22 protein-coding genes are annotated in these 23810 nt (G+C 62.1%); 9 read left to right on the forward strand and 13 right to left on the reverse strand.

Annotated elements, in window-relative coordinates:
- Positions 1-84: 84 nt before the first annotated feature.
- Positions 85-384 (forward strand): hypothetical protein, encoded by a 300-nt coding sequence (locus JF616_18760; protein MBW8889805.1) that lies wholly within the window; start codon positions 85-87, stop codon positions 382-384.
- Positions 385-445: 61 nt separating this feature from the next.
- Here JF616_18760 and JF616_18765 read toward each other — a convergent pair whose 3' ends face one another.
- The 6 genes from JF616_18765 to JF616_18790 all read right to left on the reverse strand — a co-directional run bounded on the left by JF616_18765 (position 446) and on the right by JF616_18790 (position 8362).
- Positions 446-2140 carry a discoidin domain-containing protein gene (locus JF616_18765; GenBank protein MBW8889806.1) on the reverse strand — a complete coding sequence of 565 codons (1695 nt, stop codon included), beginning with the start codon at positions 2138-2140 and terminating at the stop codon, positions 446-448.
- 341 nt (positions 2141-2481) lie between these two features.
- Positions 2482-2958: a hypothetical protein gene (locus JF616_18770; protein MBW8889807.1), complete on the reverse strand. Its 477-nt coding sequence runs from the start codon at positions 2956-2958 to the stop codon at positions 2482-2484.
- 163 nt (positions 2959-3121) lie between these two features.
- Positions 3122-4372, reverse strand: coding sequence for an RNA polymerase sigma factor (locus JF616_18775; GenBank protein ID MBW8889808.1), 1251 nt, complete (start codon positions 4370-4372; stop codon positions 3122-3124).
- Positions 4373-4376: 4 nt separating this feature from the next.
- A complete protein-coding gene (locus JF616_18780) occupies positions 4377-4775 on the reverse strand; it encodes a hypothetical protein (protein ID MBW8889809.1) in 399 nt (132 codons plus the stop codon).
- Between the two features lie 313 nt (positions 4776-5088).
- A complete protein-coding gene (locus JF616_18785; GenBank protein MBW8889810.1) occupies positions 5089-6153 on the reverse strand; it encodes a hypothetical protein in 1065 nt (354 codons plus the stop codon).
- 151 nt (positions 6154-6304) lie between these two features.
- Entirely contained in the window at positions 6305-8362 is a 2058-nt protein-coding gene (locus tag JF616_18790; GenBank protein ID MBW8889811.1) for a cellulase family glycosylhydrolase, read from the reverse strand.
- A 246-nt stretch (positions 8363-8608) separates the two neighbouring features.
- Between JF616_18790 and JF616_18795 the strand changes: the two genes are divergently transcribed.
- The 3 genes from JF616_18795 to JF616_18805 are packed head-to-tail and all read left to right on the forward strand — an operon-like array spanning position 8609 to position 10153.
- Positions 8609-8950 carry a hypothetical protein gene (locus JF616_18795; protein MBW8889812.1) on the forward strand — a complete coding sequence of 114 codons (342 nt, stop codon included), beginning with the start codon at positions 8609-8611 and terminating at the stop codon, positions 8948-8950.
- Positions 8951-8979: 29 nt separating this feature from the next.
- Positions 8980-9480 carry a DUF2231 domain-containing protein gene (locus JF616_18800; protein MBW8889813.1) on the forward strand — a complete coding sequence of 167 codons (501 nt, stop codon included), beginning with the start codon at positions 8980-8982 and terminating at the stop codon, positions 9478-9480.
- Entirely contained in the window at positions 9449-10153 is a 705-nt protein-coding gene (locus JF616_18805) for a DNA-binding protein (protein MBW8889814.1), read from the forward strand. Before JF616_18800 ends, JF616_18805 begins: the two co-directional genes overlap by 32 nt.
- Positions 10154-10224: 71 nt before the next feature.
- Here the strand turns inward: JF616_18805 and JF616_18810 are convergent, their stop codons facing one another.
- The 5 genes from JF616_18810 to JF616_18830 form a co-directional block, all read right to left on the reverse strand.
- Positions 10225-11283: an alcohol dehydrogenase catalytic domain-containing protein gene (locus JF616_18810; protein ID MBW8889815.1), complete on the reverse strand. Its 1059-nt coding sequence runs from the start codon at positions 11281-11283 to the stop codon at positions 10225-10227.
- A 24-nt stretch (positions 11284-11307) separates the two neighbouring features.
- Complete coding sequence (locus JF616_18815; GenBank protein MBW8889816.1) at positions 11308-12720, reverse strand: hypothetical protein; 1413 nt, start codon at positions 12718-12720, stop codon at positions 11308-11310.
- A 49-nt stretch (positions 12721-12769) separates the two neighbouring features.
- Positions 12770-13624 (reverse strand): SDR family NAD(P)-dependent oxidoreductase, encoded by an 855-nt coding sequence (locus JF616_18820; protein ID MBW8889817.1) that lies wholly within the window; start codon positions 13622-13624, stop codon positions 12770-12772.
- Positions 13621-14385 (reverse strand): class II aldolase/adducin family protein, encoded by a 765-nt coding sequence (locus JF616_18825; GenBank protein MBW8889818.1) that lies wholly within the window; start codon positions 14383-14385, stop codon positions 13621-13623. The genes JF616_18820 and JF616_18825 overlap by 4 nt, the downstream gene beginning before the upstream one ends.
- Before the next feature lie 313 nt (positions 14386-14698).
- Complete coding sequence (locus JF616_18830) at positions 14699-16801, reverse strand: hypothetical protein (GenBank protein MBW8889819.1); 2103 nt, start codon at positions 16799-16801, stop codon at positions 14699-14701.
- Positions 16802-16977: 176 nt separating this feature from the next.
- On the opposite strand from JF616_18830, the gene JF616_18835 reads away from it, so the two are divergent.
- From JF616_18835 to JF616_18845, 3 genes are all read left to right on the forward strand, one after another.
- Positions 16978-17802 (forward strand): helix-turn-helix domain-containing protein, encoded by an 825-nt coding sequence (locus JF616_18835; protein ID MBW8889820.1) that lies wholly within the window; start codon positions 16978-16980, stop codon positions 17800-17802.
- A 127-nt stretch (positions 17803-17929) separates the two neighbouring features.
- A complete protein-coding gene (locus tag JF616_18840; protein ID MBW8889821.1) occupies positions 17930-19507 on the forward strand; it encodes a glucose dehydrogenase in 1578 nt (525 codons plus the stop codon).
- A 29-nt stretch (positions 19508-19536) separates the two neighbouring features.
- Positions 19537-19860 carry a cytochrome c gene (locus JF616_18845; GenBank protein ID MBW8889822.1) on the forward strand — a complete coding sequence of 108 codons (324 nt, stop codon included), beginning with the start codon at positions 19537-19539 and terminating at the stop codon, positions 19858-19860.
- On the opposite strand, the gene crcB is transcribed toward JF616_18845, so the two are convergent.
- Positions 19835-20233 (reverse strand): fluoride efflux transporter CrcB, encoded by a 399-nt coding sequence (gene crcB / locus JF616_18850; GenBank protein ID MBW8889823.1) that lies wholly within the window; start codon positions 20231-20233, stop codon positions 19835-19837. The two genes, JF616_18845 and crcB, sit on opposite strands and share 26 nt — an antisense overlap.
- Positions 20234-20334: 101 nt before the next feature.
- Here crcB and JF616_18855 point away from each other — a divergent pair, with 101 nt between their 5' ends.
- Positions 20335-22707: a thioredoxin family protein gene (locus tag JF616_18855; protein MBW8889824.1), complete on the forward strand. Its 2373-nt coding sequence runs from the start codon at positions 20335-20337 to the stop codon at positions 22705-22707.
- A gap of 87 nt (positions 22708-22794) precedes the next feature.
- Positions 22795-23271 (forward strand): response regulator, encoded by a 477-nt coding sequence (locus tag JF616_18860; GenBank protein ID MBW8889825.1) that lies wholly within the window; start codon positions 22795-22797, stop codon positions 23269-23271.
- Between the two features lies 1 nt (position 23272).
- Here JF616_18860 and JF616_18865 read toward each other — a convergent pair whose 3' ends face one another.
- Positions 23273-23692, reverse strand: a complete 420-nt coding sequence (locus JF616_18865; GenBank protein ID MBW8889826.1) for a hypothetical protein — start codon at positions 23690-23692, stop codon at positions 23273-23275.
- Positions 23693-23810: the final 118 nt, after the last annotated feature.

Genomic DNA, 23810 nt, shown 5'->3' on the forward strand with positions numbered 1-23810 from the left:
AACACATGATGATTTGTATACCCTTTTTTATTTTTTTTTCAGTCCATTCCCAAACGATAAACGTACGCGGGAAAATCTCGGACCATGAGCGACCCGAATTGCAAATGGATTAATGATGCGAGCCAGCAACTGGGATCGAAATTCATCGGCTTGCAGCGCGGCCAGGATAACGGGTGCAGCGTGCCCTCCGACATCCCCACGACCACGGTGGGAAGCAAAACGCATTTGTGTTATGACTTCAGCGGTTGCAAGCAAGGATATCCGGTCAAGGTATGCACCTTCGACGGACCCCATGAAGCCAGCGTCGGCGACGGGGGGACCGGGAACGCGGGCAAGAACAGCTGGATCCCGCCGGAATCATGGAAGTTCTTTACGCAGTTCTGATGCTTCGGGAAGCGGTCCCGGTGGCGCGGGTAGCGAGGGACCCGGCTTGCCGCGCCCACGGTCAGCGCAGCTGCCACCGGACTAATTTCCGGGTTACTTGCCTCCCGCCCGCATCCAATCTTAGGATAGAGGTCCCGTGCCCTACTGCCGCGGGAAGGGGGGCCGTATAGACGCCCGCGGGCATGAAACCGTCGGCGAGAACGGCGATAACGTTCCCGCGGAGATCCACGACATCCACTTTTACCGCAACGCCGTGGGCGATGGAATACGTTATGGTCCGGTTCTTACAGAGCAAGATTACGCCCGAAGCGGCCATCGACGGCGAAGGCTTTACGATGGGCACCGCAACGCCGGAATCGTTGAGCACCATGAAATCGAACAAGGTGTATCCGGTTCCCGTCCCGCCAAGCTGCGTACCGTACATCCGAACATAGCGCGCGGTAGTGGTCGAGAAGGTTTCGTCGGTGATCGAACGGGCCCCGGCTTTGGTCGTGCTGAACACGTCCGTCCACGCCGTATTGTCGGTCGACACCTGGATCTTAAACGATTTCGCGTAGGTCGAATCCCATTTGAGGATCACGCGATTAACCGGCATGGCGGAGCCGAGATCGACCGTGATCCATTGCGGATCGCCGGCCCCGCTCACCCATTTCGTATCCATGTAATCCTGCCAGGTCGCCGGGCTGGTTACGTTGCCGGGAACGTTGGTCCCGCTCGACGATGATGCGGTCGCGGTCTTGTTGAGCGCCAGGTTGCGCTTAACGTCGATGGCCCGCCATACGCCGCGATCCGGATCGACTTCCCAGTCCTGGTAATAATTGACGACCACCGAATCCTTCGGGGTGAACGCGATGGGCAACCAAGCGTAATCCCCGTTCCTGGCCGGATGCGGCCGCTTCCAGCGGTCACCGGCATACATTTGCACGGTATCCTCCGTGCCTTTGAAGCGGTACACGAAATCGCATTGCGTGTCCCATGAATTCTTGTTCGCGTCGCCGGGAGCGATGATCGGCACCAGGTTCGTCGTCCAAGGGCCCTCGATGGCCGGGGCCGTGAAGTACTGCGTTTCGGAGGGATCGATTCCAACCATCTTGGAGCTCATGTAGTAGTACTTCCCGTGGCGCTTCATCATCATCTCGGCTTCGCGATCGCTATTGGACCACGTCTGCATCTTTTTCTGCAGATTGATGTAATCCGGCGTCATCAATGCGAAACTCTGGGTCGTTTTCCCGTTATCCCAGATTTCCCACAGATAGTAGGCTTTCCCGTCATCGTCCTTGAACACCGACATGTCGCCGGTGTTGGCGCCGTATACGGTGCTGTCGAACTGCTTGGTGAAGGGACCGGTGGGGCTGTCGCTGGTCGCGATCGCCCGGTTGCACCATTCCGTCCCGGGGGTCTCCCATTTCACGACCATGACGTATTTCTTCGTCGAGTCGTTATACAGGACGTCCATCCGGTTGGATCCCCGGGAAGCGGTGAGCATGTTGCCGTGGTTGGTCCAATGCAGCAAGTCGGTGGACGAGTAGCAGGTTTGGTTGGTCATGGCCTGATCGCAACCATACCAGTAATAGGTATTGCCGAATTTGTTCAGGCATCCGCTCCGGGTCCGGATCGGATTCCCATCGAGGTCGTACTGGAAGAAATCGTTATGCACGGTCAGCCACTTCGCCTGCGGAGCCAAGGTGGTGAATGCGAGGGCCAATACCGCCCACCGCCACCCATGATGCCTAACCCCGCTCGCAGATTTACCCATACGTAACCTTTCGTTAGGCTTTCGCGGTCCGGGATCGCTGAAGCTCGGTAGAGCCTAGGTTCCTTGAAGCATTTCAGCCCACCGGGCCGCGCGCTACCACTAACCTAACCCTACTCGCGCCATAAATTCCGGGGAGTTTGCCTTTTCCCGGGATGATCCGGCCGTTAACGCTGGGGGGACGGGATTCGGCCGTCCAGAATCGCCGACTTTTCTTTTCAAGGGCGGCTCCCGCCCGTTCTGAGGGTCGCCGCCGGCAAGGACGAGCGGGCTCGATGGTCGCGGGGAATACAACCGGAGCGGAATACCTGACTACTCGACTAATACGAGCGGGTGGTCCTGAATTATTGCAGGTTGACCACGATGGAGTTGAGGTAGGAGTAGCTACCTGAATAGGGGGCCGGGATATGGCAAGTCACCCAAATCACATCGCTCGCGACCTGGGTGTTGGTGTACCGACTGGCGTACAGACGAGCGCTACCATAGTTGGAAATGCTCGCTACCGCGCCGCTGTAGTAATTCCCGTCATCGTTGGTCATGTTCAGGGTGCAAGACATTCCGTCGTTAGGATTCCGGCGGTAGGCGGCAAACCCGATATACCCATAGGTATAGTACCCCTCCGGGGTCTGCACGGGACATACGACATCAACGCCATAAGGGCCGGGATTGTAGAGGCCGTACCGGGTCGGAATCCCTTGGCCGCCTTGCGCCGTATGGCAAGAGTTGCCTGAGATTTCGAGATAGACCGAGGCTGCCGAAGCGGATTCGGCTGCGCCCAAGGCGAGAGCCAGGGCCAAGAAATTCATTGCCTTTTTCATCATTGTTCTCCCGTTCGAATGGGAAACGATCCCACTCAAATCCTTTGATGCTATGGCGCGGTCAAAAGTATCAGAGAGGCGCGCCCGAAGCCCCGCTGAATGGTTTCAGTAAGTGTCAGTAAGGGTCAGAAAGAGTCAGCGAATCGCCGGCACGCGGGAACGGGAACTAGCCGTCTTCCCGCATTCGCGCCGCTTGCAACAGCAGGTAATCGCGTTCGGGCACGCAGGTCGCGCGCTCCGCGGCCATGCGGTAGGCGTCGCAGGCGGCCTGCTTGTCGCCGGCCCGCTCGAGCAAATGCGCCCGCGCGGCCTGGAGCCGATGCTGCCCCGCCAACCGGGTATCGCCGGCCATCCCGTCGATCAGCGCCAGGCCGGCGGAGGGCCCGTGCACCATGGCCGTCGCCACCGCATGATTCAGCTTCGCCATGGGATTGTCCGAGGTTCGCAACAACCATCCGTACAATTCCAGGATCTGCGGCCAATCCGTCGCGTCCATGTCCTCCGCTTCGTCATGCAGGGCGGCGATGGCCGCCTGGATCGCGTACGCGCCTGCGGGTCCGCGGGAAAACGCGGTGGTGATCAATGCGGTGCCTTCTGCTATCCGGGCGCGATCCCACAGGGCGCGGTCCTGCTTATCCAGGGGAATGAGTTCTCCGCCCGCACCGGTGCGCGCCGCGCGCCGCGCGTCGGTCAAAAGCAACAATGCCAGGAGGCCCTCCGTTTCGGCATCCCCGGGAACCGCCTGCCGAAGCATGCGGGCGATGCGGATGGCCTCCGCGGAAAGATCGACGCGGACCAGCGCCTCTCCCGAACTGGCCGTATATCCTTCGTTGAAGATCAGGTATAGGACATGTTGGACGGACGCCAGCCGGCGCGCCGCTTCCTCCGGGGAGGGAGGGTCGAAGGCCGATCCGGCCTCTTTGATCGCTTGTTTGGCCCGGCTGATGCGCTGGGCCATGGTGGCTTCCGGAACCAGGAAGGCCTTGGCGATCTCGGCCGTGGTCAAGCCGCCCACGGCCCGCAAGGTGAGGGCGATGGCCGATGCCGGGGTCAAGGCGGGATGGCAGCATAGGAACAACAAGTCCAGGGTATCGTCAGCTTCAGGAGCGCCGGCGTCGATGGCCGCCCATTGCTCGTCGGGGGGAACCATGCTCACGACCAGCTCTTCGCGGCGGCGCCGCGCGCCTTCCGATCGGAAATGATCCGCGAGCCGGCGCGAGGCCACGCGGATCAACCAGCCCATGGGCGAATCCGGGATGCCTTCCTTGGGCCATTGATCAACGGCCGCCACCAAGGCTTCTTGAACCGAATCCTCGGCCGCGGCGAAATCGCCCCAACGGCGGTGGACGGCGCCCAGCGCCCTCGGCGCGAGATCGCGCAAGAGCGCCAGGGCGGGTCCGTCCAACGACTCGGTCATGGGATCAGGGCGTCCACTCCTTCGGGGCCGCGCTCATGACTTCGCGGACCTCGATCCCCATCCGCAACGGTTTCCCTCCCGGGCCCGGAGCCGCGGAGGCCTCGGCCGCGATGGCATAGGCCCGCGCCGCGTTCTCCACGTCCACTATCCAATATCCGGCCAGGAATTCCTTGGTCTCGGGAAAAATACCGTCGGTCACGGGGCGGCCATCTTCTCCGGCTTTCACCAATTTGGCCTGGTCGGGCCCGGCCAAGCCTTCTGCGCCCGCCAATTCGCCCATATCCTTCAGCTTCTTGGCGAAACCCTTCATGAATCCGATATGGGCGTGGATATCCTTTTGCGGCCATTGCGCGATCTGGTAGGGTCCTCCGCTGGGGGTATGCATCATGAGGATGAACTTCATTTTCGTTTCCTTGTTTGGCGAGGCGCAATATGGCGCCTCACCCTGAAGTCGGAGCCGTGGCCGGCTTTTCGACATGGGCCGGGAATATTCCGAAAGCCAAATTTAATTAGCCCCGGGTGTAGAGACTCTCTGGGCGGCTCCGACTTCATGATGACGGCGGGGGAAAACCCGCCGCATCTTCGAAAGGACCCCGAAATGGCAAAGTTATCGAATCCCGCATGGAAAAACGCAAGAGCCCCTGGCCTATCCTGACGGCGATTCCCTCTACGTGGCTGGGCGGGAAATTGGTTATGACAAAGGGATTTGCCGAACGTTAAGGCTTACGGATTCGCATAGCCGGAATCCCCACGGTTTTCCGCGGCTTCCCATCCAAACCATAATACCGTCCCCTCGCCGGATAGGATCCTGAAGGAAGCGCAGGTTGCGCTGCGGAGGACTCCCGCGGGCGGCCAGGGCCGGACCCGATCGAAGTCGTGGCATCGTACAGGCCTTGGAACCAGGCGTACGCCCGGAGGCCGCCCGCTCCGCCGGATTCGTCACGGGAGAGGTTGAAGCGGAGGAGCGCGTTAAAAAGTTTACCCGATCCGATCACGGCCCCGGTCTTCCTCAAGCATGCGCAAGTGCCGACGAGGAATTCATCGAAGACGGCCGAATCCCCGGGCGGCAAGAGGATTCCGCCCAAGGCGGCGAGGGTATCGGGCCGCGACATCCCGGTGAAGGAATAATATTCCCCTCTCCCCCCGTTGGCGGAAGACTTCCGATGGATCTGCAACGAGACGGTTCCCAGCGCGAAGGTATCCGTAGGGGAAAAGGAAACCTCGACGCTGTTGAGATACAAGGCCGAGTCGCCGGTATTCGCGAGGGCGAGGACCTTTTTCCCGGCAGGGATCTCGGCCATGGATGATTCGTATACGGTATCCGGGCTCACGGTCAAACCGGGAATCATCACCTTGAACTGATCGATGGCTATGGAATGCTCGTCGTCGGCGACGCTCAGTTTCGGGTCCACGTAAATCCAGTCGGGATACCCGAATTCACGGTTATAGGTGACGGTCAGCTTGTAGGGGTTCTCCTCCCGCGTTCGCTTGATGAACCTGAAAAGGCTGTCCATCCCGAACATTCGCAAGTCCGAAGGAGTCGATATGCCGTCCCCGATGAGCTTGTCGGCGGCAATCACCGTGCCGGCCTTCGCTTCGACCTGCCATCTTGCGAGGGGACAATAGCATCCCGGCGTGTACCGGTATTGGTAATGCGACGGTCGCATCGCGTTCCACTTCGCCAGGTTATCGGAGTAGTCGTCGGCTACCGCCCGGACGATGGGAATGGATAAGAGAAGCCAAGCCCAAATCGGATGCGACGAAAGCGGGAACATGCGCATGGTCCGGATCTCCATGAATCGGGTGCGGAAAAGAAGACAGCAATTTCCAGGCCCGTATGATCATTCAAGAACGGGATGCGGATTCCTTAATATCAAAGGAATCGGGTCCGGGGATGGCGGCGAAAGGGCCGGAACGCCAGCCCCCAACCGGTCAATCCTTGCCAGGCATCGCTTCGATGCGGGCCCGGTAGGATCCGGGAGCAAGACGCGCGGGTATCCGTCCTCGGGATTGCCCCACGTCCAGCCGATAACGGCCGACTTCCCGGCCACCGAGGTCGAAGATAACCAGATCGACCGCCGACGCGAGCGGGACCCTGGTCGACCAGAACGACGTGCCGCCCGCCAAGGACAGGCGCACGTCAGGTTCGGAAAGGGCGGGAGCGACGAAGCGGATCGGGGAAGAACCTTTCGCGACAAGGATCACGTTATCTATATGCAAGGTTGACGCCACGTCCCCGACGTTGAATTGGATCATGCCCGTGGCCCCCGCGGTTACGGTCGTCAGGGCGGTCAGCTCCACCTGGTAATTGGCCTTGGCCGCGGTCACGCTGACGTTATTCCCGCTCTGCCAAACCCAATCGCTTGTGGTCAGGCCCACCTGGAGGTCGCGGGGCGAATTGGCCCAGGCGTCGAAGGAAACCACGTAGGTTGCGCCGGCTTGCAATGGGAAGCCGCCCTGCATCAATTGGACGAACCAGTTCTGCCTACCGGCGGCCGGGATGGTGATATCAGCCTGGCCCGCGGCGTAGGAGATGGTTCCGGAAGCGCCGCTATCGGTATGTACGTTGAATGTCCAATTCGCGTCCGATGTGAAATCGCCGTTCTTAAGCATGTTGGCTCCCGCCGCGGGGCGGAAGTTGGCGAGGATGGCGCGATCTTTCATGGCCTTCACCTTGATCGGGTTCACCGTCGCCGCCGCGACCGTGTCCCCGCCCCAGCCTGCGAATTCATAGCCGGCGTCGGCCGTGGCGGTGATCGTAACCGTGGCGCCGGTATCCACGCGTCCCACCGGCGTCGCCGCCACCTTGCCGCCCGCCGTGGCCGAGGCCACCACGGAAAGCTTGCCATCCGAAACGCCGTCGAATTTGACGTCGGCGACGTGGGCACGGGCGAACTTGGCCAAGGAAGGCGAAGCGGTCGCGAAACCTTTCAGCCAGGTATCGCCGGCATCGGGCTGGTATTGCCAGAACATGCCTCCCGCATAGCCGTTCTTGTAAAGGTTTTCCAGCAAGGTATCGACCGATTCGGCATCCTGCATTTTACTTGTGGATGCCGTACTCGGGCTCCAGCTGGAAGAGGCGAACTCCCCCACCACCAATGGCTTATCGACGCCCCAGGCGGCCGCGCCCTTGTGGAAAGGGCTGTTGCCCGTGCCGTTCCAGCCGTAGTAATGGACCATATAGAAGTCGAGGACGCCGTCGGCATCGCCGCCCGCGGCCTTGAGGGCATCATCCGTATACCATCCCAGATAGGAAGCCTGGACCGTCCCGGTGGAAACGAGCACGCCCGGAATGGCGCGGTGGATGGCCCCGGCGATGCGGTTGGTGAATTTCTGGACGTCGGCCTTGGCGATGCGCTGGCTGGTCCAGCCTATGCTTTCCACCATGCCCTCGGGCTCGTTGGCCACTTCCCAGCAAAGCAGATTGGGATCCTTGCCGATGGCCGTAACCAGGGGTACCACGGCATTATCGATGTAAGCCTTCAAGCCGGCATCCGTGGCCAGCAATTTCTTGTTGTTGTCGAGGTTGACTCCCGACTGGCCGCTTTGCAGGAAATTGTGGGTCAGCAAGGTAGGTACGATCATCATCTTGTTCGTCTTGGCGATGGCGAGCATCTGCTGGACGTTGGCGATGGTTTTGGAACCCAGACCGCTCACCAAGCCATCGGCCCCGAACACCGGATCCTTCGATCCGTTGGTCGAAAGCCATACCCGCATGGTATTGCCCCCGGAATCGGCCACCGCTTTCATGGCGGCCTGGAAGGCCGTGGCGTTCAGAGGCGCATCCCCCACGTCCCCGGCGAAATTGATCCATGCGAGGTTGAATCCCGCTACGAAAATCTTCTCGCCGGACGGCAGGGTGACGCGGTCCGAAAACGGCATGGCCTGGACCGAGGGGGCGAGTCCAAGAAAAAACGCTACGGAGATCACGGACAGGGCGCAAATGCTTTTACGCAACCGGATCGGATCGGTGGATCTATGGGCCTGCATGGAATCTCCTGGAACTGTCCGGGGGGTGGGCATTGCCTCATTTCAGAGGGAAAAACCGGGTTAGGGGTTCAAAAGGGAAGCGGGAATATCGCATTTATCGGTCAAAACCCGCTCTCGCCGTATTGACGGGCGGGCAATGCCGATTTCAGTTCCTACGCCGCAATAACCGAAAATCCCCCTTGCGGCGGATGCATGCGATCTGTATATTTATCCAACTTAAATGTTGGGTATTAACCCGGAGGTACTATGCTTCGCATCGCCGTTTTCGTTTTCGCCGTCGCCGCCCTAGGGGGATTGGTCCTGGCCGTTCGCCATTTCAAAGGACAGGACCGCCCGTGGCCCCTGGCCATCCTGCACGGCCTCTTGGGAGCCGCGGGCCTGATCCTGCTGCTCTTGCCGGTATTGACGGGCGGGGTTCCCGCCCTCGCGAAGACGGCCCTCGCGCTCTTCGTGGCCGCTGCCCTGGGCGGGTTCACCCTCTTCGCCTTCCACCTTCAGAAGAAGCCCCTGCCCTCCTTGGTGGTCATCATCCACGCGGGCGTGGCCGTAATCGCCTTCATTCTCCTGGCGACGGCGGTCTTCACCTAACCGCGCCGCGGTTCGCGTGGATCCGGATCATGAACTCGCCAATCGCATATAAGAACGGATCCTTACGAGCCTTCGGCCATCCCATGCACGTCCTGCTCGTGCATTTCCCCTTGGGATTGTGGCCGCTCGTCTTCCCGCTGGAAGTGGCGGGATGCTTCGGCTGGACCCTGGCATGGCGCCTGGCCTTCTGGATCAACGCCTTCGGGGTCCTGGCCGCTTTGCCTACGGCGGCCACGGGCCTGATCGATCTGGTGGGGCTGAAGCGGGGTCCCGCGGCGGAACGGACGGCGAATTTGCATATGCTGGCCATGCTCAGCGCCGCGGCGCTGTTCGGCGGCGAGCTTTGTTTCCATTCTCCCGGCGCGGCGATTCCCCTCCCCAGGGCATTTGTTAATTTGGGATTGACCCTGCTTGGAAGCGCCGTTCTCTCCTGGGGAGGATGGTTGGGGGGCGAGCTGATCCTCCGCCATGGGGCGGGGCGCAGCGACGAAGGGCCGAGTGGACGCGAAGAAACCGAAATTCGAGGATGACATCCGGATGCGCATCCTGCGTTTCATGAAAGCGCGAGGCGCGTGCACCATCGGCGAGGCAGCCAAACGCTTGCGGATCACCCACGAAGGCGTGCGCAAACAAATGGCGGTCCTGGAAGCGAACGGTTCGGTGGCCCGGGAGCCCGGTCAAGGCACGGGAAAACGCGGCCGTCCCGTGGAATCGTATCGCGTCACCCCCACCGGGGATCGTCTCTTTCCCAAATCCTATGATCGCCTGGCCGCGGACTTGATCACCGGGGTCGCGGCGGCCGGAGGGCCGGTCTTGATCCAAAAGCTGCTGGCGTCCCTGGCCGACATGCAAGTCGCGGCCTGGGAACCGGTGCTGGCGGGACTTTCCCCGGAAGCCCGCTTGGACCGCCTTAAAGGCCTTTACCTGAAGGACGATCCCTTCATGTCGGTGGAAAAACGCGACGGGGATCTCATCCTAATCGAACGGAACTGCCCCTTCTTGAACGTGGCGCTTGAGCACCCGGCGCTGTGCAGCTTGAGCGTATCGACATTGGAGCGATTGCTGGGGCATCCCGTGATACGCGAAGAGAAATTCCAGTCCGGCCACGGTCGGTGCATGTTCCGCGTCCGGCTGGGAAAGAAATTGCCGGACCGGCAATTCCATATGGAAGCCGAGAAGGAAGCGGAGAACCGGGCGGCCTGAGCCGCCCCCTCGCCGGTTCAGCTCCGGGCCCGGGGCCCGGATCCTCCGCCCGGTAACTCCGACGCTACCCCTTACCTGGATTCCGGCAGGACGATCACCTTCAACGCCCCGGACTTGGGATCGTTCTGGGTCCTCACCGCTTCCGGGAACTCGCGCAAGGGAAAGCGATGCGTGATGAGGGCCCTGCCGTCGATGCGGCCGTCGGTCAACATCTGCAAGGCTTCCTCGTAATCGCGCCGCACCGAGCTGTTGGCCCCGTGCAAGTGCAATTCCTTGTAGTGGATCACGTTCAAGTCGATGGGGGCGACGGGATCCGATTTCGGCAGCCCGGCGAACAGCGACATATGGCCGCCGCGGGCCATCCAGGGCATGGACATGGGGATCAAATCCTTTTCCGAGGCGGAGAGGACGACCGCATCCAAACCGCGGCCGCCGGTCTGCTGGGAAATCCATTTCGCCGCGTCGGTCTTGGAATAATCGATAAGATCGTCGAAGGGAAGCCCCAGCTTCTTGATCACGTCCAGCTTGGCGCTGGAGCGGTTGAAGATGGTGACGCGCTTGGCGCCGCGGGCCTTGGCGATAAGTCCGTTCAGCACGCCGATGACGCCCGCGCCCACGATGCCCACGTGATTCATCCCTTCCAGGGGGATGTAACGCAGTCCGTTGATTCCGCAGGAAAGCGGTTCGAGCAAGGTGCCGATCTCGGCGGGCATGCTGGCGGGGATCGGGATGAGGCAGCCTTGGGCCACCGAGTTGGCGGGCATCTTAAGGTATTCGGCGAAGCCGCCGTTATAGGCGTAGCCGATGGCGGTGAAGCCTTTTTCGCACAAGTTTTCCTGGTGAACCTTGCACATCGGGCATTCGCCGCAGCCGATCACGGTCTGGACGGCGTAGCGCGTGCCTTTTTGCAGTTCGGCCGGGACGCCTTTGCCCGCCGCCATGATGACACCGGCGATCTCATGGCCGATGATGGGCACCGACACCGGCTTCTCGCCGGTCAACACGCGCTTGTCGGTGCCGCAGAGGGCGCAGGCCTCCACGCGCAGCACCACCTCGCCCGGGCCGGGCTCCGGCGAGGGGATTTCTTCCATGGTCAGGTTTCCGGGCGATTTCAACAGGGCAGCCAGCATGGCGTGGGATCTCCTTTAAGGGTTTCAGCCGGTGGTACCGAGGCCGGTCCAGCGTCCCGCTTGCGCCGAAGCGCGCAGGATATCATGGGCCGTCTTGGTTCCGGCATCCCGCAACCGGCGGGAAATTTCGGCGTCCAGCGGGGGCAGGGCCCCCACGGACGAGAAGAATAGATTCATGGCGCGGTAATCGCGATGGAAAGCGTCCTCGGCGGCGTCCCCGGCGTAGGGGAAGTCGGCGAAGCGCGCGAGCAAAGCGTGGCCGATGAGGATGCGCGCGCCTTCCAGGAAGAGCGGCTTATAAGGCGCCAGTTCGGCGCCTTCCAAATCGTCCACGAAGGGGAGCCCGGCCTTATTGCCTTCGGTCCCGATATGCAGGGGCATCTGGCGTTCGACCGCCAACGCCACCACGCGCCCGAGGTTCTCGAGCTTGCGCTTCTTGTCGTCCGGATTCTTCAGGTTCCAATTGCGATCGGGAATGAGGTTGAGCGCGCGCGCGCCCAAGCTGCGATTGCATTCCAAAAGCTCCACGGCGCGCTTTTCGCCTTCCGAGGTCCCGTCCAGCCAGGAGTCCATGGGCACGCCGCCGCAGGCTTTCACCCAGGCGTATACTTCGCCCGTGGGGGGGAAGGTGCTCGGGCCGGGCTGCTCGTATCCGAGTCCGCCCTTCTTCATCAACTTGCCGCGGACCTTTTCCTCCATGGCGGCGGGCGTGGCGAACAGGGCGGCCACCGCGGCCTTTTCCATCCCGAACACCTTGGCCCAATATTCCGCGCAGCGGTCGGCCACGGGGAATGCCGCCTGGGCGCGCTCCACGTAGGCCGTGACCAGATGCCGTTCGCTGATATAGCCGGCCGGCGTCTTGGTCCGTTTCACGAGATCGAAGTCGACCGCGATCTCCGGAACCTTCGCGTTGATGCGCGCGACCAGGTCGCGCGCGCGCTGCTCCGAGGTCTTGCGCAAGCCTTCCAGGTAGGCCGCTTCCGGCGAGCCGGCCTTGGGCCGATTCATCATGCCCGAACCGGCCATGTAATGCACCCCCGGCTCCCCGGGCGAGTCGATGTCCACGTTGCCGAAAGGTTCCATGAAGGTACGGATCTCGATGCCGGCCGTGGCCCGCAGGCTTAGGCGTTCCGAGGCCTGGAGGAATTCCTCCACCCCGTTGATATCGTCGAAGTCGATGATGCCGGCGGCCCAGAGGCCGGCTTTATGGGCCTCCCAGGCGAAACGCGAGGGCGACCAATTGTCGGCGTTATAGGAATGGAAAGTGTGCATGTGCACGTTGACCAGGGGCCGCTCGGCGGTCACCGGGATGCGCAAGGCGATCAACTTGCCCAAGGCCTCGCTACGCGCCGCGGCGTCGAAGCTGCTCAACTGGGCTTCCAGATCCTTCACCTGCGCCTCGAACACGCGCCGGGTGCGGCTGGGTTGGCCTTCCAAAATCTCGGTTCCGGATGTAGCATCCGCGTTCCGGGGTGCCGTTCCACGTTCATTCACGCGACTTTCCTCCCGATATGTTGATGACGGTTCCATGGATGTAGCCCGCCCGCTCCGACGCCAGGAAGGCGGCCAGATCGGCTACTTCCGAAAGCTTGCCGTCCCGGCCGAGCGGGATGGCCTTGTTGACGTATCCCTTGCGCAAATCCTCCACGGTTATCCCGCGGGTATAGGCCAAGGCCGACTCGTAAGCCGGGGTCCGCAGGCCCGTAACTTCCAGGATACCCGGGGCGATGCCCACCACGCGGATGCCGCGCTTGCCGAGCTCCTTGGCCCAGGAACGCGTGAGGCCGTACACGGCGGCCTTGGTCGCCGAGTATCCGCTTTGGCCTTCCGAGCCTTCCATCCCTGATTCCGAGGACATGTTGACGATGACGCCCGAGCCCCCGCGCAGCATGGCGCGGGCAGCGGCCTGTCCGCATAGGAACAGGCCCTTGAGGTTCACGTTCACCATCTTGTCCCAAACGGCTTCGGTCAATTCTTCCTTGCCGGCGGGATCGACGAGCAAACGCGGGATGTTGATGCCTGCGTTGTTGACGAGGACGTCCACGCGCCCCCATTCTTCCAGGGTGGCCGCGAACAAAGCGGCCGTATCGTCGGCCTTGGTCACGTCGGCCTTGCGGAAGCGGGCTTCCACCCCGAACGTCGAACGCAGGGCGGCCGCGGCGGCTTCCCCGCTGGCCGGATCGAGATCGGCGACCACCACCTTGGCGCCATGGGCCGCCAGGGCTTCGCAACAGGCGCGCCCGATTCCGGAAGCCCCACCGGTGACCACGGCGACCTTGCCCTGAAGCCCAAGCCAGGTGCCTGCCTTGGGGAACGAGGTCTGCGCGGAGGCTCCGCTCATCGGGCCGCCGCCTTTTCAGCTCCGGCCGCAGCGGGCGTACCGGCCAATTCCGGGTAGTACAGATCGACCAGGGACTTGTTCACGCCGGGGGCGCCGAACATGGGCAGCCCGCGCCGGGACATGATGTTGTCCAGGTTGCGCAGATCCGGAACGCTGATGTCCTTCATCTTCCCGAGGGGAGCGGCGGCGGTTAGGGTAATCGAGGTCATTTCCAGGAGCTCGGTGGTCATCATGACCCAGTTGATGTCCCAGGGGCTCATGATCACGAGTCCGTGGTTCTCCATCAGGAAGGCGTTGTACTTGTCCATGAAGGGATTGAAATTGTCGGCCAGGCGCTGGGTAAGGGGCTCTCCGTAGGGCACCACCGGTACCGGCCCGACCTCGGTCGTGGTCTCGGGGAACATCGGGCGCATCAGCAGGTTCTCTTGCTGGGTGATGGCGAAGGCATTGGTGTAAGGCGGATGGCAATGCAGGACCGAAACGATGTCGGGACGGCGCTTGAAGAAATTGATGTACATGGGCGTCTCGCCGGTAGGCCGATTGGTGCCTTCGAGCTTGTTCCCCTTGAGATCCAGGAAGCAAAGGTTCTCGAGCTGGATATCCCCCTTGTTCATCTGGGTGGGGGTGATGATCATCAGATCCTTGTCCAGCTTCCAGGCGGCATTGCCGCCATGGCCGGTCACGTACATGAGCTTGGACAGTTTGTGGCAGACCTTGAGGAAGGTCTCGGCTTCTTTCCGATATTTTTCGAGCAGGCTCATCGGGCGTATCCTTTTGCGAAGCCGGGAAATCCGGCGATGGATAAAGAATACCCGAAAGGGCCGCCCCGGAGAGCCGCCTCTCCTGCTGAAAACATGAATTATTCTGCTATAAGCTAGGTATTCTTCCCTTAAAGCCCCCAATGTCGCTTCAGGCAACCGCTTTTGGGCTCTACAAGCTGGTAGGCCCATGGTCAGGGCCAATTGACGGGAAATCGAAGGTCAATTCGACTCTCGCGAAGATTCCAAGGGTTTGGGGCTGAGCTAGGTTTCTCTAGGAAACCGGCGAGGTTCTGCTGTTAGGTTCCGGAGGATCTCAGGGGGTCAACGCGATTTTGACGGTTCGCTGCTGGCCTCCGGTCCGGAGCCGCAGGATATACCCTCCGGAGGAAATACCTGACCCGCTCAATAACGCCTCCGCCGGACCCTGATCCAGGACCTTATCCACCAAGTTCCCGACTTGGCGGCCCGAAAAGTCGTACATGTCCAACCGGACCCGGTTTTTGGCCGGAACGTTAAAGGCGACGGCAGGACCCCGTCCCGTGCGGATGACCCGCATCTCGATCAAGCTCCGCGCGGCCATGCCGCTACCGGACACGTTTATGGTTCCGGGAACCAATTCGCTCAACGGCCTTTTCCATACGCTGGCGTCCGTACCCGCATAGAGGTCCTCTCCGAACACCGCAAGCGAATTGATGAAGGTCGATACCGACATGCCTTCGTTGGCAAGCGCCCAGTTCTTGCCTTCGTCGATGGAGACGAATACGCCGCTGTCATTGCCCGCGAAAAGGGCCTGGCCAACCGTTGCCAGGCTCTTGAAGCGCGTCCTATCCGGATTCATGCGGGTCCAGGAATCCCCTTCATCCTGCGAACGGAAAACGCCTCGGGTCCCTACCGCGTAAATCCAACCCGCGCCTTCGGCCAGGAAGCGCACTTCGCCTTCCAGCCCATGGTTTACGGTATCCCAATGAGCGCCGCCATCCCGCGAGCGGATTACGCCGGCGCTGTCGCCGAGGAAAACGGCGCCGCTCGTGACCAGGAATTTCGCGTCGTCAATGGAGTTCCGCCGCGGCAAAGGCTGAACGCAGCGCCATTCCGAGGCGATGTCGAAAAAGCGGTAGACGCATCCATTGGACGCGAGCAATAGGGATCCGTTTTTTACCGCAATGGCGTTGATGGACGTTACCCCTGCGCCGCTGAGGGGCGGCTCGCTCCAAGTCGTCCCGCCATCACGGGTAATGCGCACCGAGCCGGACGAATCGGCCACTACGATCGTTTCACCATCGAAAGCGATCGCATTGATACTCCCGAATCCGAGAGCGGTACCCTGGGCCTGGATCCACCCATTCGCGTTCCCATCCAACCGGAATAAGCCGCCCCCGCCCCTTGCTCCAGCCCAAAGGCTTGTCCCGTTCGCCGCCAGGATGGCCACGTCCTGGCTAGGCAAGGAAGTCTGTTCGAAATCCGCCCCAAGCTTGAATGAGCGATAGACGCCCATGGCATTCGTTCCCGCGAAAAGGGTGTCCCCCACCGTAGCGAGACTGGTGAGCGAGTTCGGGCTTCCTCCGAAGAGTCCGATCCAGGCCCAACTCTCGCCGCTATCGCTGGAGAACATGAGCAGGGACGAGTTATCCCCCTCGGCTCTCGCGTACAGGCGCCCATTATCCTCCGAGTTCAGGGAAAAGAGCGATGGCGAGTGGAACCGTTGCCAAGTGGCCCCGAGGTCGGAACTACGGTAGGTGCTATCACGATGAAAACCGATCAGGTACCTGCCCAAAGGTTGGACCGGGAACGAAACGCCGGGAGGGAGTCCACTGGGGAGTTTTTCCCAACTGGAGCCGCTGTCGAGAGAGCGATAATAGCCCGTTTCGTTGACCACGATTAGAGAGGCGCTTTGCCCGAATACCTGGTTGGACTGGTAGTCATTCGGCCAGGGTAGATCTGCGATCCGCTTCCAGGTAACGCCGGAATCCGGGGAGCGATAGATACCGTCGCGGCTCGTCACTACCCAGTAGCGTCCCAGCCATGCGGACTCCCGGATCCCCTGCCAAGCCATGGAATCGGCTCTGGCCACTCCTTCTAGCCGGGATTTCCAGGTGGTCCCGTGATCGGATGATTCCAGGATCTGCAAGGACGGAAGGTTTTTCCGATAAGCGGCTTCATACAGCTTGGTACCGACCTCCCGGAAATAAATCGCGTTGATTTCGGGTTGGATGAAGGTCCAGGAGCCTCCCCGATCCGCTGAGCGCCATACGCCCTGCGGGGACGACGCGAGCACGTAGGCGTCGGAAACGAACACGGGATCAATCTTACCGCCGCCGGTGGGCCCGATGGGTTTCCAATCCGCTCCGGCCTCGCAGGCGGATAGAATCCCGAATAGTCCCAAAACGCGGACACCGAACGCTTTCGTTACCGTCATGCTGCCTCCGAAACCGCGAGATGGAACCGCTTGACCAATTTAACCCGAGGGATGATTCCGCGCGGAGATATTCGCGGAAAGACTACCCCCTAAGTGGGTCGCGATAATTCCCGGAATTGCCCTGATTTCCCCGGTCCGATTGCAAACCCGCGGGAAAACATGTATTAATCTGCTCTATGCGCTCGCCCCATTCCCGCTTCGGGCCGGAACTCGTCGCCGGCACCAGCCACTATGCCCCGGAAGCCCACGGACCTACGATTCGCGGCCAGGGGCTGGATAATTGGGTGCTCAATTTGACCTTGAAAGGGGCCGGCCGGGTGAACTCGGGCAAGGACGCGTTCCAAGCCGAAACCGGCGATGTTCTGCTATTTCCTCCGCGGGTCAAACACGATTACTCGCACGCCCCTTCCGCCGGCGGATGGACCCATGCCTGGATTTACTTCAATCCGGGCGGGCGACTTACTTCCTTGGTCAGATGGCCCGTAAGGGGCGGAGGCGTGCTCGGCTTCCGGTTGGCCGACCCTGCCGCCCGCAAAGCCGTGCGGATGGCCATGGAGCGCTGCCTGGAGTTGTACCGTTCGCCCCATCCCAATCGCCTCGCCTTCTGCGCCAACGCCCTGGAGGAGGCCCTCCTCTGGTGCGATACCCAGAACCCCTTCAAGAGCGGGAGCGGCAGCGATGAACGCATCGATCAGGCGGTCGCCATCCTGGTGCGGGGCTTCACCGAACCGCATACCGCGGCATCCCTGGCGCGGGCCTGCCACCTTTCCGTCTCCCGCTTCGCCCACTTGTTCCGTTCCGTTACGGGGACGTCACCGCTACGTTACCTCGAAAACCTGCGCGTATGGAAGGCGCAGGAGCTGCTCATCGGCACCAGCCGCCCCATCAAGGAAATCAGCCGCGAGGTGGGGTTTTCCGATCCGCTCTATTTCTCCAAGGTGTTCCGCAGGCATTTGGGGTCTGGCCCGCGCGACTACCGCCGGCAATCGCATCGACCCTGAAGCGTCGCGGAACGGATCCGCCGGCGCATTTACGGCTGAAGCCCCACGGAATAGGCCCTTGACTCGGACGTCGGCGGGAATTTTTTTATCCCCCATGCAGCGGCCTCCCCCGTCCCCGCGAGTATCCATGCGAACCTCCTATGCCTTCCTTGCCGGAATTCTCGTATTGCCCGCATTACTGGCGTCCTGTTACGCGGTGCGTCCGACGCGGGGCGGCGGCGAAACCCGGTCTGGCGCCCAGTTGCGGGCCTACTCCGCCGAAGACATCGCCCTGCCCGCGGGATATCGCATCGAAGCCGTCGCCACGGGTCTCACCTACCCGACCGCGGTCGTTTTCGATGATACCGGGGCGCTGTACGTGGTGGAAAGCGGCTACGCCTATGGCGAAACCTACCAAGCCTCGCGGCTATTGAAGATACTGGGGCCCAATCTCTTCGCTTCGGTGGCGACCTCGCCCGATAGCAATGGACCCTGGACGGGAGCCGTATTCGTTCCCGGGGAATCGGGCAAAGGCCACGGCTCCTTTTACATCGCGGAAGGCGGGCATAAGAAGGGCGGGCGCATCCTGCGCGTGGGCGGCGACGGCAGTATCCAGCCCTTGGTCGAGAATCTGCCCAGCTTCGGAGATCATCATACCAACGGCCCGGCCTTGGGCCCCGACGGGATGATCTATTTCAGCCAGGGGACGGCCACCAATTCCGGGGTGGTGGGCGAGGACAATGCCGAATTCGGTTGGCTGAAGGATCATCCGGAATTCCACGATACGCCCTGCCAGGACCTCACCTTGTCCGGCGTCAATTATCGATCGAAGGATGCGCGCGGAGGCGGCGGAGAGGTGGAGACCGGCGCCTTCAGCGCTTATGGCACTAAAACCCCGGAGGGGCAGATCATTCCCGGACAAATCCCTTGCAATGGCGCCATCCTGCGCATCCCCAAGGTGGTGAGCCATGAGAATAAAGGGCCAAACGATGCCGCCGTCGGGAAGCTGGAACTGGTGGCCTGGGGCTTCCGCAACCCTTTCGCCTTGGGCTTCGCTCCGGATGGGCGCCTGTTCGCCATCGACAACGGCTATGATGAGCGCGGGTCACGGCCCATCTGGGGGGCCGGGGAGCTGGTTTGGGAAGTACACCAAGGAAGATGGTATGGTTGGCCGGACTATTCCGGGGACAAGTCCGTGGACCATTCCGAATTCACGCCGCCACACGGGGAAAGGCCGCGACGGTTGTTGAAGAAGCCGCCGGGCCCGTGGCTCGCCACCCAGGCCGCCGCCGGCGGAACCGCTCCGGAAGCGACTCCCGATTTGCCCCCCGTCCCCGCCGCGGTCCTGCCCGTGCATGCCTCCGCTGACGGGATGGATTTCTCGACCTCGGAAGGCTTCGGCTACAAGGGCCAGGCCTTCGTGGCGGAATTCGGGGACATGGCTCCCCAAGCGGGGAAGGTACTGGAGCCGGTGGGATTCAAGATCGCGCGTGTGGACCTCTCCCGCGGAGTCGCGGAGGACTTCGCAGTCAATCGCAAGGGAGCCGGGCCGGCCTCGCGCTTAGGTTCACATGGGCTGGAGCGTCCGGTGTCGGTACGGTTCTCCCCCGACGGCAGCTCGCTCTACCTTGCCGACTTCGGCCAGCTGACCATGGACGACAAAGGTTCCCATGCGCGCCAGCGGACGGGGGCGATTTGGCGCATCTGGAAAGAAGGCGGGAAATGAACCCGCGTCTGCGCCGATTGGCCATCGCGATGGCGTTCGCGCCCTTGTTCTTGGCTTGGCTGGCGGGATGCTCGGGCCGACGCAGCGAGCCGCTCCGCGGGGCCGTGGACGTTTCCGATCCCAAGGTAGCGCACGGCCAGCAGGTATACATGAACCGCTGCGATAAATGCCATCCGGGCGGCGATGCGGGCCTGGGGCCGTCCCTGAACAACAAGCCCCTACCCGGTTTCATGGTGGCTTTCCAGGCGCGCCATGGCATGGGCGCCATGCCCGCTTTCACCGACGAGGAATTGCCGCGCGCCGAGTTGGACGCGGTCGTCGCTTACCTTAAGGCCCTACGCCGGAACGGGTGACGGCCTTGGCCAAGGCGAATCCCCCGAAGGCGAGGGCGACTCCCAAGACATTGCTGGCCAGGAGATACATGGCGGCCAGCCTTCCTTCGCCGGACCGGAAGAGATAGAGGTTCTCGAGGCTGAAGGACGAGAAGGTCGTGAATCCGCCCAGGATGCCGACCATCAGGAATAACCTCAAGTTGGCCGGGCCGGCCGCGGGCGAAGCGGGGCCGAAGCAACCTCCCAGGAATCCGATCACGGCCGAGCCGATCAGGTTCACCGCCAAGGTTCCCGCCGGGAAGAGGCCGGGAAACGCCCCTTGGACGCGTCCTTGCAGCCAAAACCGCAAGACCGAGCCCAATCCCCCGCCGATGGCGATCCAAAGCCAATGCATGGTTTCCCTCCCGATTGCGAAATATAGCCCTCGGTTTGTAGCATCCGGCCCCTTTTCGGGACAGAAAGGTAAGGCAATCCTTGGGTATATTAGGAGGGCCGATGAAAAGGAGTCTCCCTGTGCCGTTCCTGATCCGCGTCTTCTGCTTGTTGGCCTTGGCCTTCTCCGCCGCCGCTCCGCGCGCCGAAGAAGCCAAGCATGTCCGCGCCGAGTTGCTGGCGGCCTCCGATGCGGTTCCCGATCAGACCCTCCAGGCCGGCCTCCATCTGAAACTGGATCCGCATTGGCACGTCTATTGGAAATATCCCGGGGACGCGGGGCTACCGGTCTCCATCGCATGGACCCTGCCCCCCGGCTGGTCGGCGGATTCGATCCAGTGGCCCTATCCCGAACGCATTTCCTTGCCGCCCTTGATGAATTACGGATACGGGGACGAAGTGCTGTTGCCGATCCGCATCCACGTTCCCAAGAACGCCTCGGGATCGGCGGAGCTGAAGGCCAAGGCCAAATGGGTGGTTTGCCAAGAAATTTGCCTGCCCGGCGGCGCGGAATTGACCCTTAATGTCTCCACGACTTCTTCCGCCGCCTTGACCCACTCCCAGGCGGAGCTGTTCGGGAAAGCGTTAGCCGCCGTTCCCGCCCCTTCGGCTTGGACCTTCTCGGCGCAAGCTTCCGGCGACAAAGTCGTTCTCATCGCGAAAGGTCCCGCGGGCGCGGACCTGGCTTCCCTTTCGTTCTTCCCCGATCAGGGAGACCAGATCGATAACCCCTCTCCGCAAAGCTTTTATCCCGTCGCGGGCGGATTCGCGGTGGAAACCAAGCTGGCCCCTCCCGCGGAAGAAGGCGGCAAGGGACCGGACAGCCTGACGGGCGTGGCCGTGGCCGATCCAGGCTTCGGAAAAGCCAAAGCAACGGAATTCCGCGTGGCCATCCGGCGCGGAGCCGCCCTTCCCAAGGCCCTCGCCGCCCCTATCGTCGTCTCGGCCAAGGCTCCCCCCCCGGGTAACCCAGGAGTTACCTCGGGAGCGATAGAATCCATCTCCCTGCCGTCCTCGGCGGCATCCCATTCGATGGCGGGGTCTCCCGCCGCCGGAGCCGCGATTTCGGCAGCGATTTCGACGCCGGGAAGCGCCCCTGTAGGCGGCGCAGCGACCGGGACGATGGCAGGAGCGGATTCCGCGGCGGCGCCCGCCGGATTCGGCCGACTGCTCCTGGCGCTAATGGGCGCCTTCGTGGGCGGGCTAATCCTCAATCTGATGCCCTGCGTACTACCGGTCCTCTCACTCAAGATTTTCGATTTCGTGAAACGCGCTGGGGAATCCCGATGGAAGGTCTTTTCCCACGGGCTGGTGTTTACCGCCGGCGTGCTGGCTTCCTTCTGGGCCTTGGCGGGATTGTTGTTGATCCTACGCAGCACAGGTGCGGGATTGGGCTGGGGCTTCCAATTGCAATCGCCCGTCTTCCTCATGGTCCTATGCGTGCTCTTCACCTTCTTCGCCTTGAGCCTGTTCGGCGTCTTCGAGATCGGCGCCACCTTCACGCGGCTGGGCTCGGCCCAAGGGCACGACGGATGGTGGGGGTCCTTTCTGGCGGGCGTGACCGCCACCGTGGTGGCCACACCCTGCACCGCGCCCTACATGGGCTCGGCCCTGGGTTTCGCCTTCACGCAGCCGGCCTATTTCGCCATGCTGGTGTTCACCGCCATCGGGCTGGGCATGGCTTCGCCCTATCTCATCCTCTCCGGCTTTCCCCGCCTGATGAAATTCCTGCCTAAGCCCGGCGCCTGGATGGAAACCTTGAAGCAATTCATGGGCTTCCCGCTATTGGGCACGGCCATATGGCTGGCTTGGGTGCTGGGCCAGCAGGCGGGGGTGGATGCGCTCATCGCCCTGCTCTTCGTGCTCTTGCTCAGCGGGCTTTCCGCCTGGATCCTCGGCAAATGGACCCCCATCTACCATGGCATGCGCACGCGCATCCTCGGTATGCTGGCGGCGGCCGTGGTTTTCGTGCCCGCCTTCGCCTACGTGGCGGCCCATTTGGATGAGTATCGCGACTCCAAGCCGCGGACGGTTTCGGCCGTGGGCGGCGGACCCGCCATGCTGGATCATGGCATCGCCTGGGAACCGTTCTCCGAGTCCCGGCTTTCCGAACTCATCTCCCAAGGCAAGCCTACCCTCGTGGATTTCACCGCGGATTGGTGCCTGTCTTGCAAGGTGAACGAGAGGGTGGCGCTCACGAAACCGGAAGTGTCGGGCAAGATCAAGGAGTTGGGGCTCACCGCGCTCAAGGCCGATTGGACCCTGCGCGACGAATCCATCTCCCGGGCCCTGGCCAAGTACGGCCGCAACAGCATCCCGCTCTATGTCCTCTATACCGGGCGGGGGGACGAGCACATCCTCCTCCCGGAAGTCATCACTCCCGCCGTGGTCCTGGACGCGTTGGGAAAGGTGAACGGGCCCGTCACCGCCCTTTAGCCCTCCCGGGTGACGATTTTTGTCCCTCCCGTCAACCTATTCTTTCATCGTCGGCCGCAATCCCCGAACCGGCCGCGAGGAGGAAAGTTGGAAAAGCAGATGGCGGAATGGACTTCGGTGGCCCGCGTCGGCGGCCTGGCCAAGAGGCGCACAATCAAGGTCGTGGAGACCGTACTGCTGGTCGACGGGAACGAAGAATCCCGGTCCAGCCTCAAGTTCCTGCTGGAGCTGCATGGCTACCGCGTGGCGGAAGCCCATCACGGCATCGAAGGCCTGCAAGTCCTTTGCGAATGGGGCTGCGACATCCAGATGGCGCTGTGCGCGCCCGAGCTGCCGGATATGACGGGAGGGGAATGGATGGGCCAGATGCGATTCCTGGGTCCGGAAATCCCTTCCCTGCTTTTGACCGAGCGCGATGTTTTGGAGGCCACGGAATGGCCGGTGGGACCGGCTTATGCGGGCATACCCGCGACGCCGCCGGGGCCCGCGCGTTTGCTGGGCCGCATCCGGGAAGCCATGGACGAATATTTCTTCGCTTGCTGCCTGCGGGCTTCGGCGGCGTGATTTAACGCAGCCAAGAGCCGGATACGGAGTCGACTTGCCCACGAACTCTAACACGTAGGCCATATTCGATCAGGGCCGGCTGGGCGGCATCTTTCCACGCCTGAAGCCCGGCCCCGGTCGAATCCGGTTCCAGGCAATCGAAACGAGCCTCGGTGAGGGCCGGCAGACGGGCATGCAGCCGATCGCCAAGATCGAATTGACCGCTGTCGGTCTGGAGTGCCAGTTTGCCCGCGGCGCATGTCAGGATTTCGCCTTTCAATCCGGCTTCGACTTCCGCCTTGAGGCGGTAGCATAAAGCGATTTTTTCCGACTCCGCCGATCGCCGCACGAATTGGGCATGGCCGGAAAGGAAAATACGGCTGGCCATGGCCACCACGAATGCGGAGACCACTAGGGCCGAAAGCAGTTCGATCAGGGTCACGCCAGTCTCCGAGCCTATCACGCTAATCTCCCGCCCTATCACGCCAGTCTCCAACCCAGTCACGCTCGTCTCCGGCCCTGTCACAATGGATTCGCGGCCTGACTCCGGTAGCCCGAGG

It is taken from the genome of Fibrobacterota bacterium (genome assembly GCA_019509785.1).
GTDB lineage: Bacteria > Fibrobacterota > Fibrobacteria > UBA11236 > UBA11236 > Chersky-265.

Excerpts from the sequence above, each read along its gene's own strand:
- JF616_18760 (MBW8889805.1), top strand. The coding sequence starts at position 85 with ATGAGCGACCCGAATTGCAAATGGATTAATGATGCGAGCCAGCAACTG.
- JF616_18765 (MBW8889806.1), bottom strand. The coding sequence starts at position 2,140 with ATGGGTAAATCTGCGAGCGGGGTTAGGCATCATGGGTGGCGGTGGGCG.
- JF616_18770 (MBW8889807.1), bottom strand. The coding sequence starts at position 2,958 with ATGATGAAAAAGGCAATGAATTTCTTGGCCCTGGCTCTCGCCTTGGGC.
- JF616_18775 (MBW8889808.1), bottom strand. The coding sequence starts at position 4,372 with ATGACCGAGTCGTTGGACGGACCCGCCCTGGCGCTCTTGCGCGATCTC.
- JF616_18780 (MBW8889809.1), bottom strand. The coding sequence starts at position 4,775 with ATGAAGTTCATCCTCATGATGCATACCCCCAGCGGAGGACCCTACCAG.
- JF616_18785 (MBW8889810.1), bottom strand. The coding sequence starts at position 6,153 with ATGCGCATGTTCCCGCTTTCGTCGCATCCGATTTGGGCTTGGCTTCTC.
- JF616_18790 (MBW8889811.1), bottom strand. The coding sequence starts at position 8,362 with ATGCAGGCCCATAGATCCACCGATCCGATCCGGTTGCGTAAAAGCATT.
- JF616_18795 (MBW8889812.1), top strand. The coding sequence starts at position 8,609 with ATGCTTCGCATCGCCGTTTTCGTTTTCGCCGTCGCCGCCCTAGGGGGA.
- JF616_18800 (MBW8889813.1), top strand. The coding sequence starts at position 8,980 with ATGAACTCGCCAATCGCATATAAGAACGGATCCTTACGAGCCTTCGGC.
- JF616_18810 (MBW8889815.1), bottom strand. The coding sequence starts at position 11,283 with ATGCTGGCTGCCCTGTTGAAATCGCCCGGAAACCTGACCATGGAAGAA.
- JF616_18820 (MBW8889817.1), bottom strand. The coding sequence starts at position 13,624 with ATGAGCGGAGCCTCCGCGCAGACCTCGTTCCCCAAGGCAGGCACCTGG.
- JF616_18825 (MBW8889818.1), bottom strand. The coding sequence starts at position 14,385 with ATGAGCCTGCTCGAAAAATATCGGAAAGAAGCCGAGACCTTCCTCAAG.
- JF616_18830 (MBW8889819.1), bottom strand. The coding sequence starts at position 16,801 with ATGACGGTAACGAAAGCGTTCGGTGTCCGCGTTTTGGGACTATTCGGG.
- JF616_18835 (MBW8889820.1), top strand. The coding sequence starts at position 16,978 with ATGCGCTCGCCCCATTCCCGCTTCGGGCCGGAACTCGTCGCCGGCACC.
- JF616_18840 (MBW8889821.1), top strand. The coding sequence starts at position 17,930 with ATGCGAACCTCCTATGCCTTCCTTGCCGGAATTCTCGTATTGCCCGCA.
- JF616_18845 (MBW8889822.1), top strand. The coding sequence starts at position 19,537 with ATGGCGTTCGCGCCCTTGTTCTTGGCTTGGCTGGCGGGATGCTCGGGC.
- crcB (MBW8889823.1), bottom strand. The coding sequence starts at position 20,233 with ATGCATTGGCTTTGGATCGCCATCGGCGGGGGATTGGGCTCGGTCTTG.
- JF616_18855 (MBW8889824.1), top strand. The coding sequence starts at position 20,335 with ATGAAAAGGAGTCTCCCTGTGCCGTTCCTGATCCGCGTCTTCTGCTTG.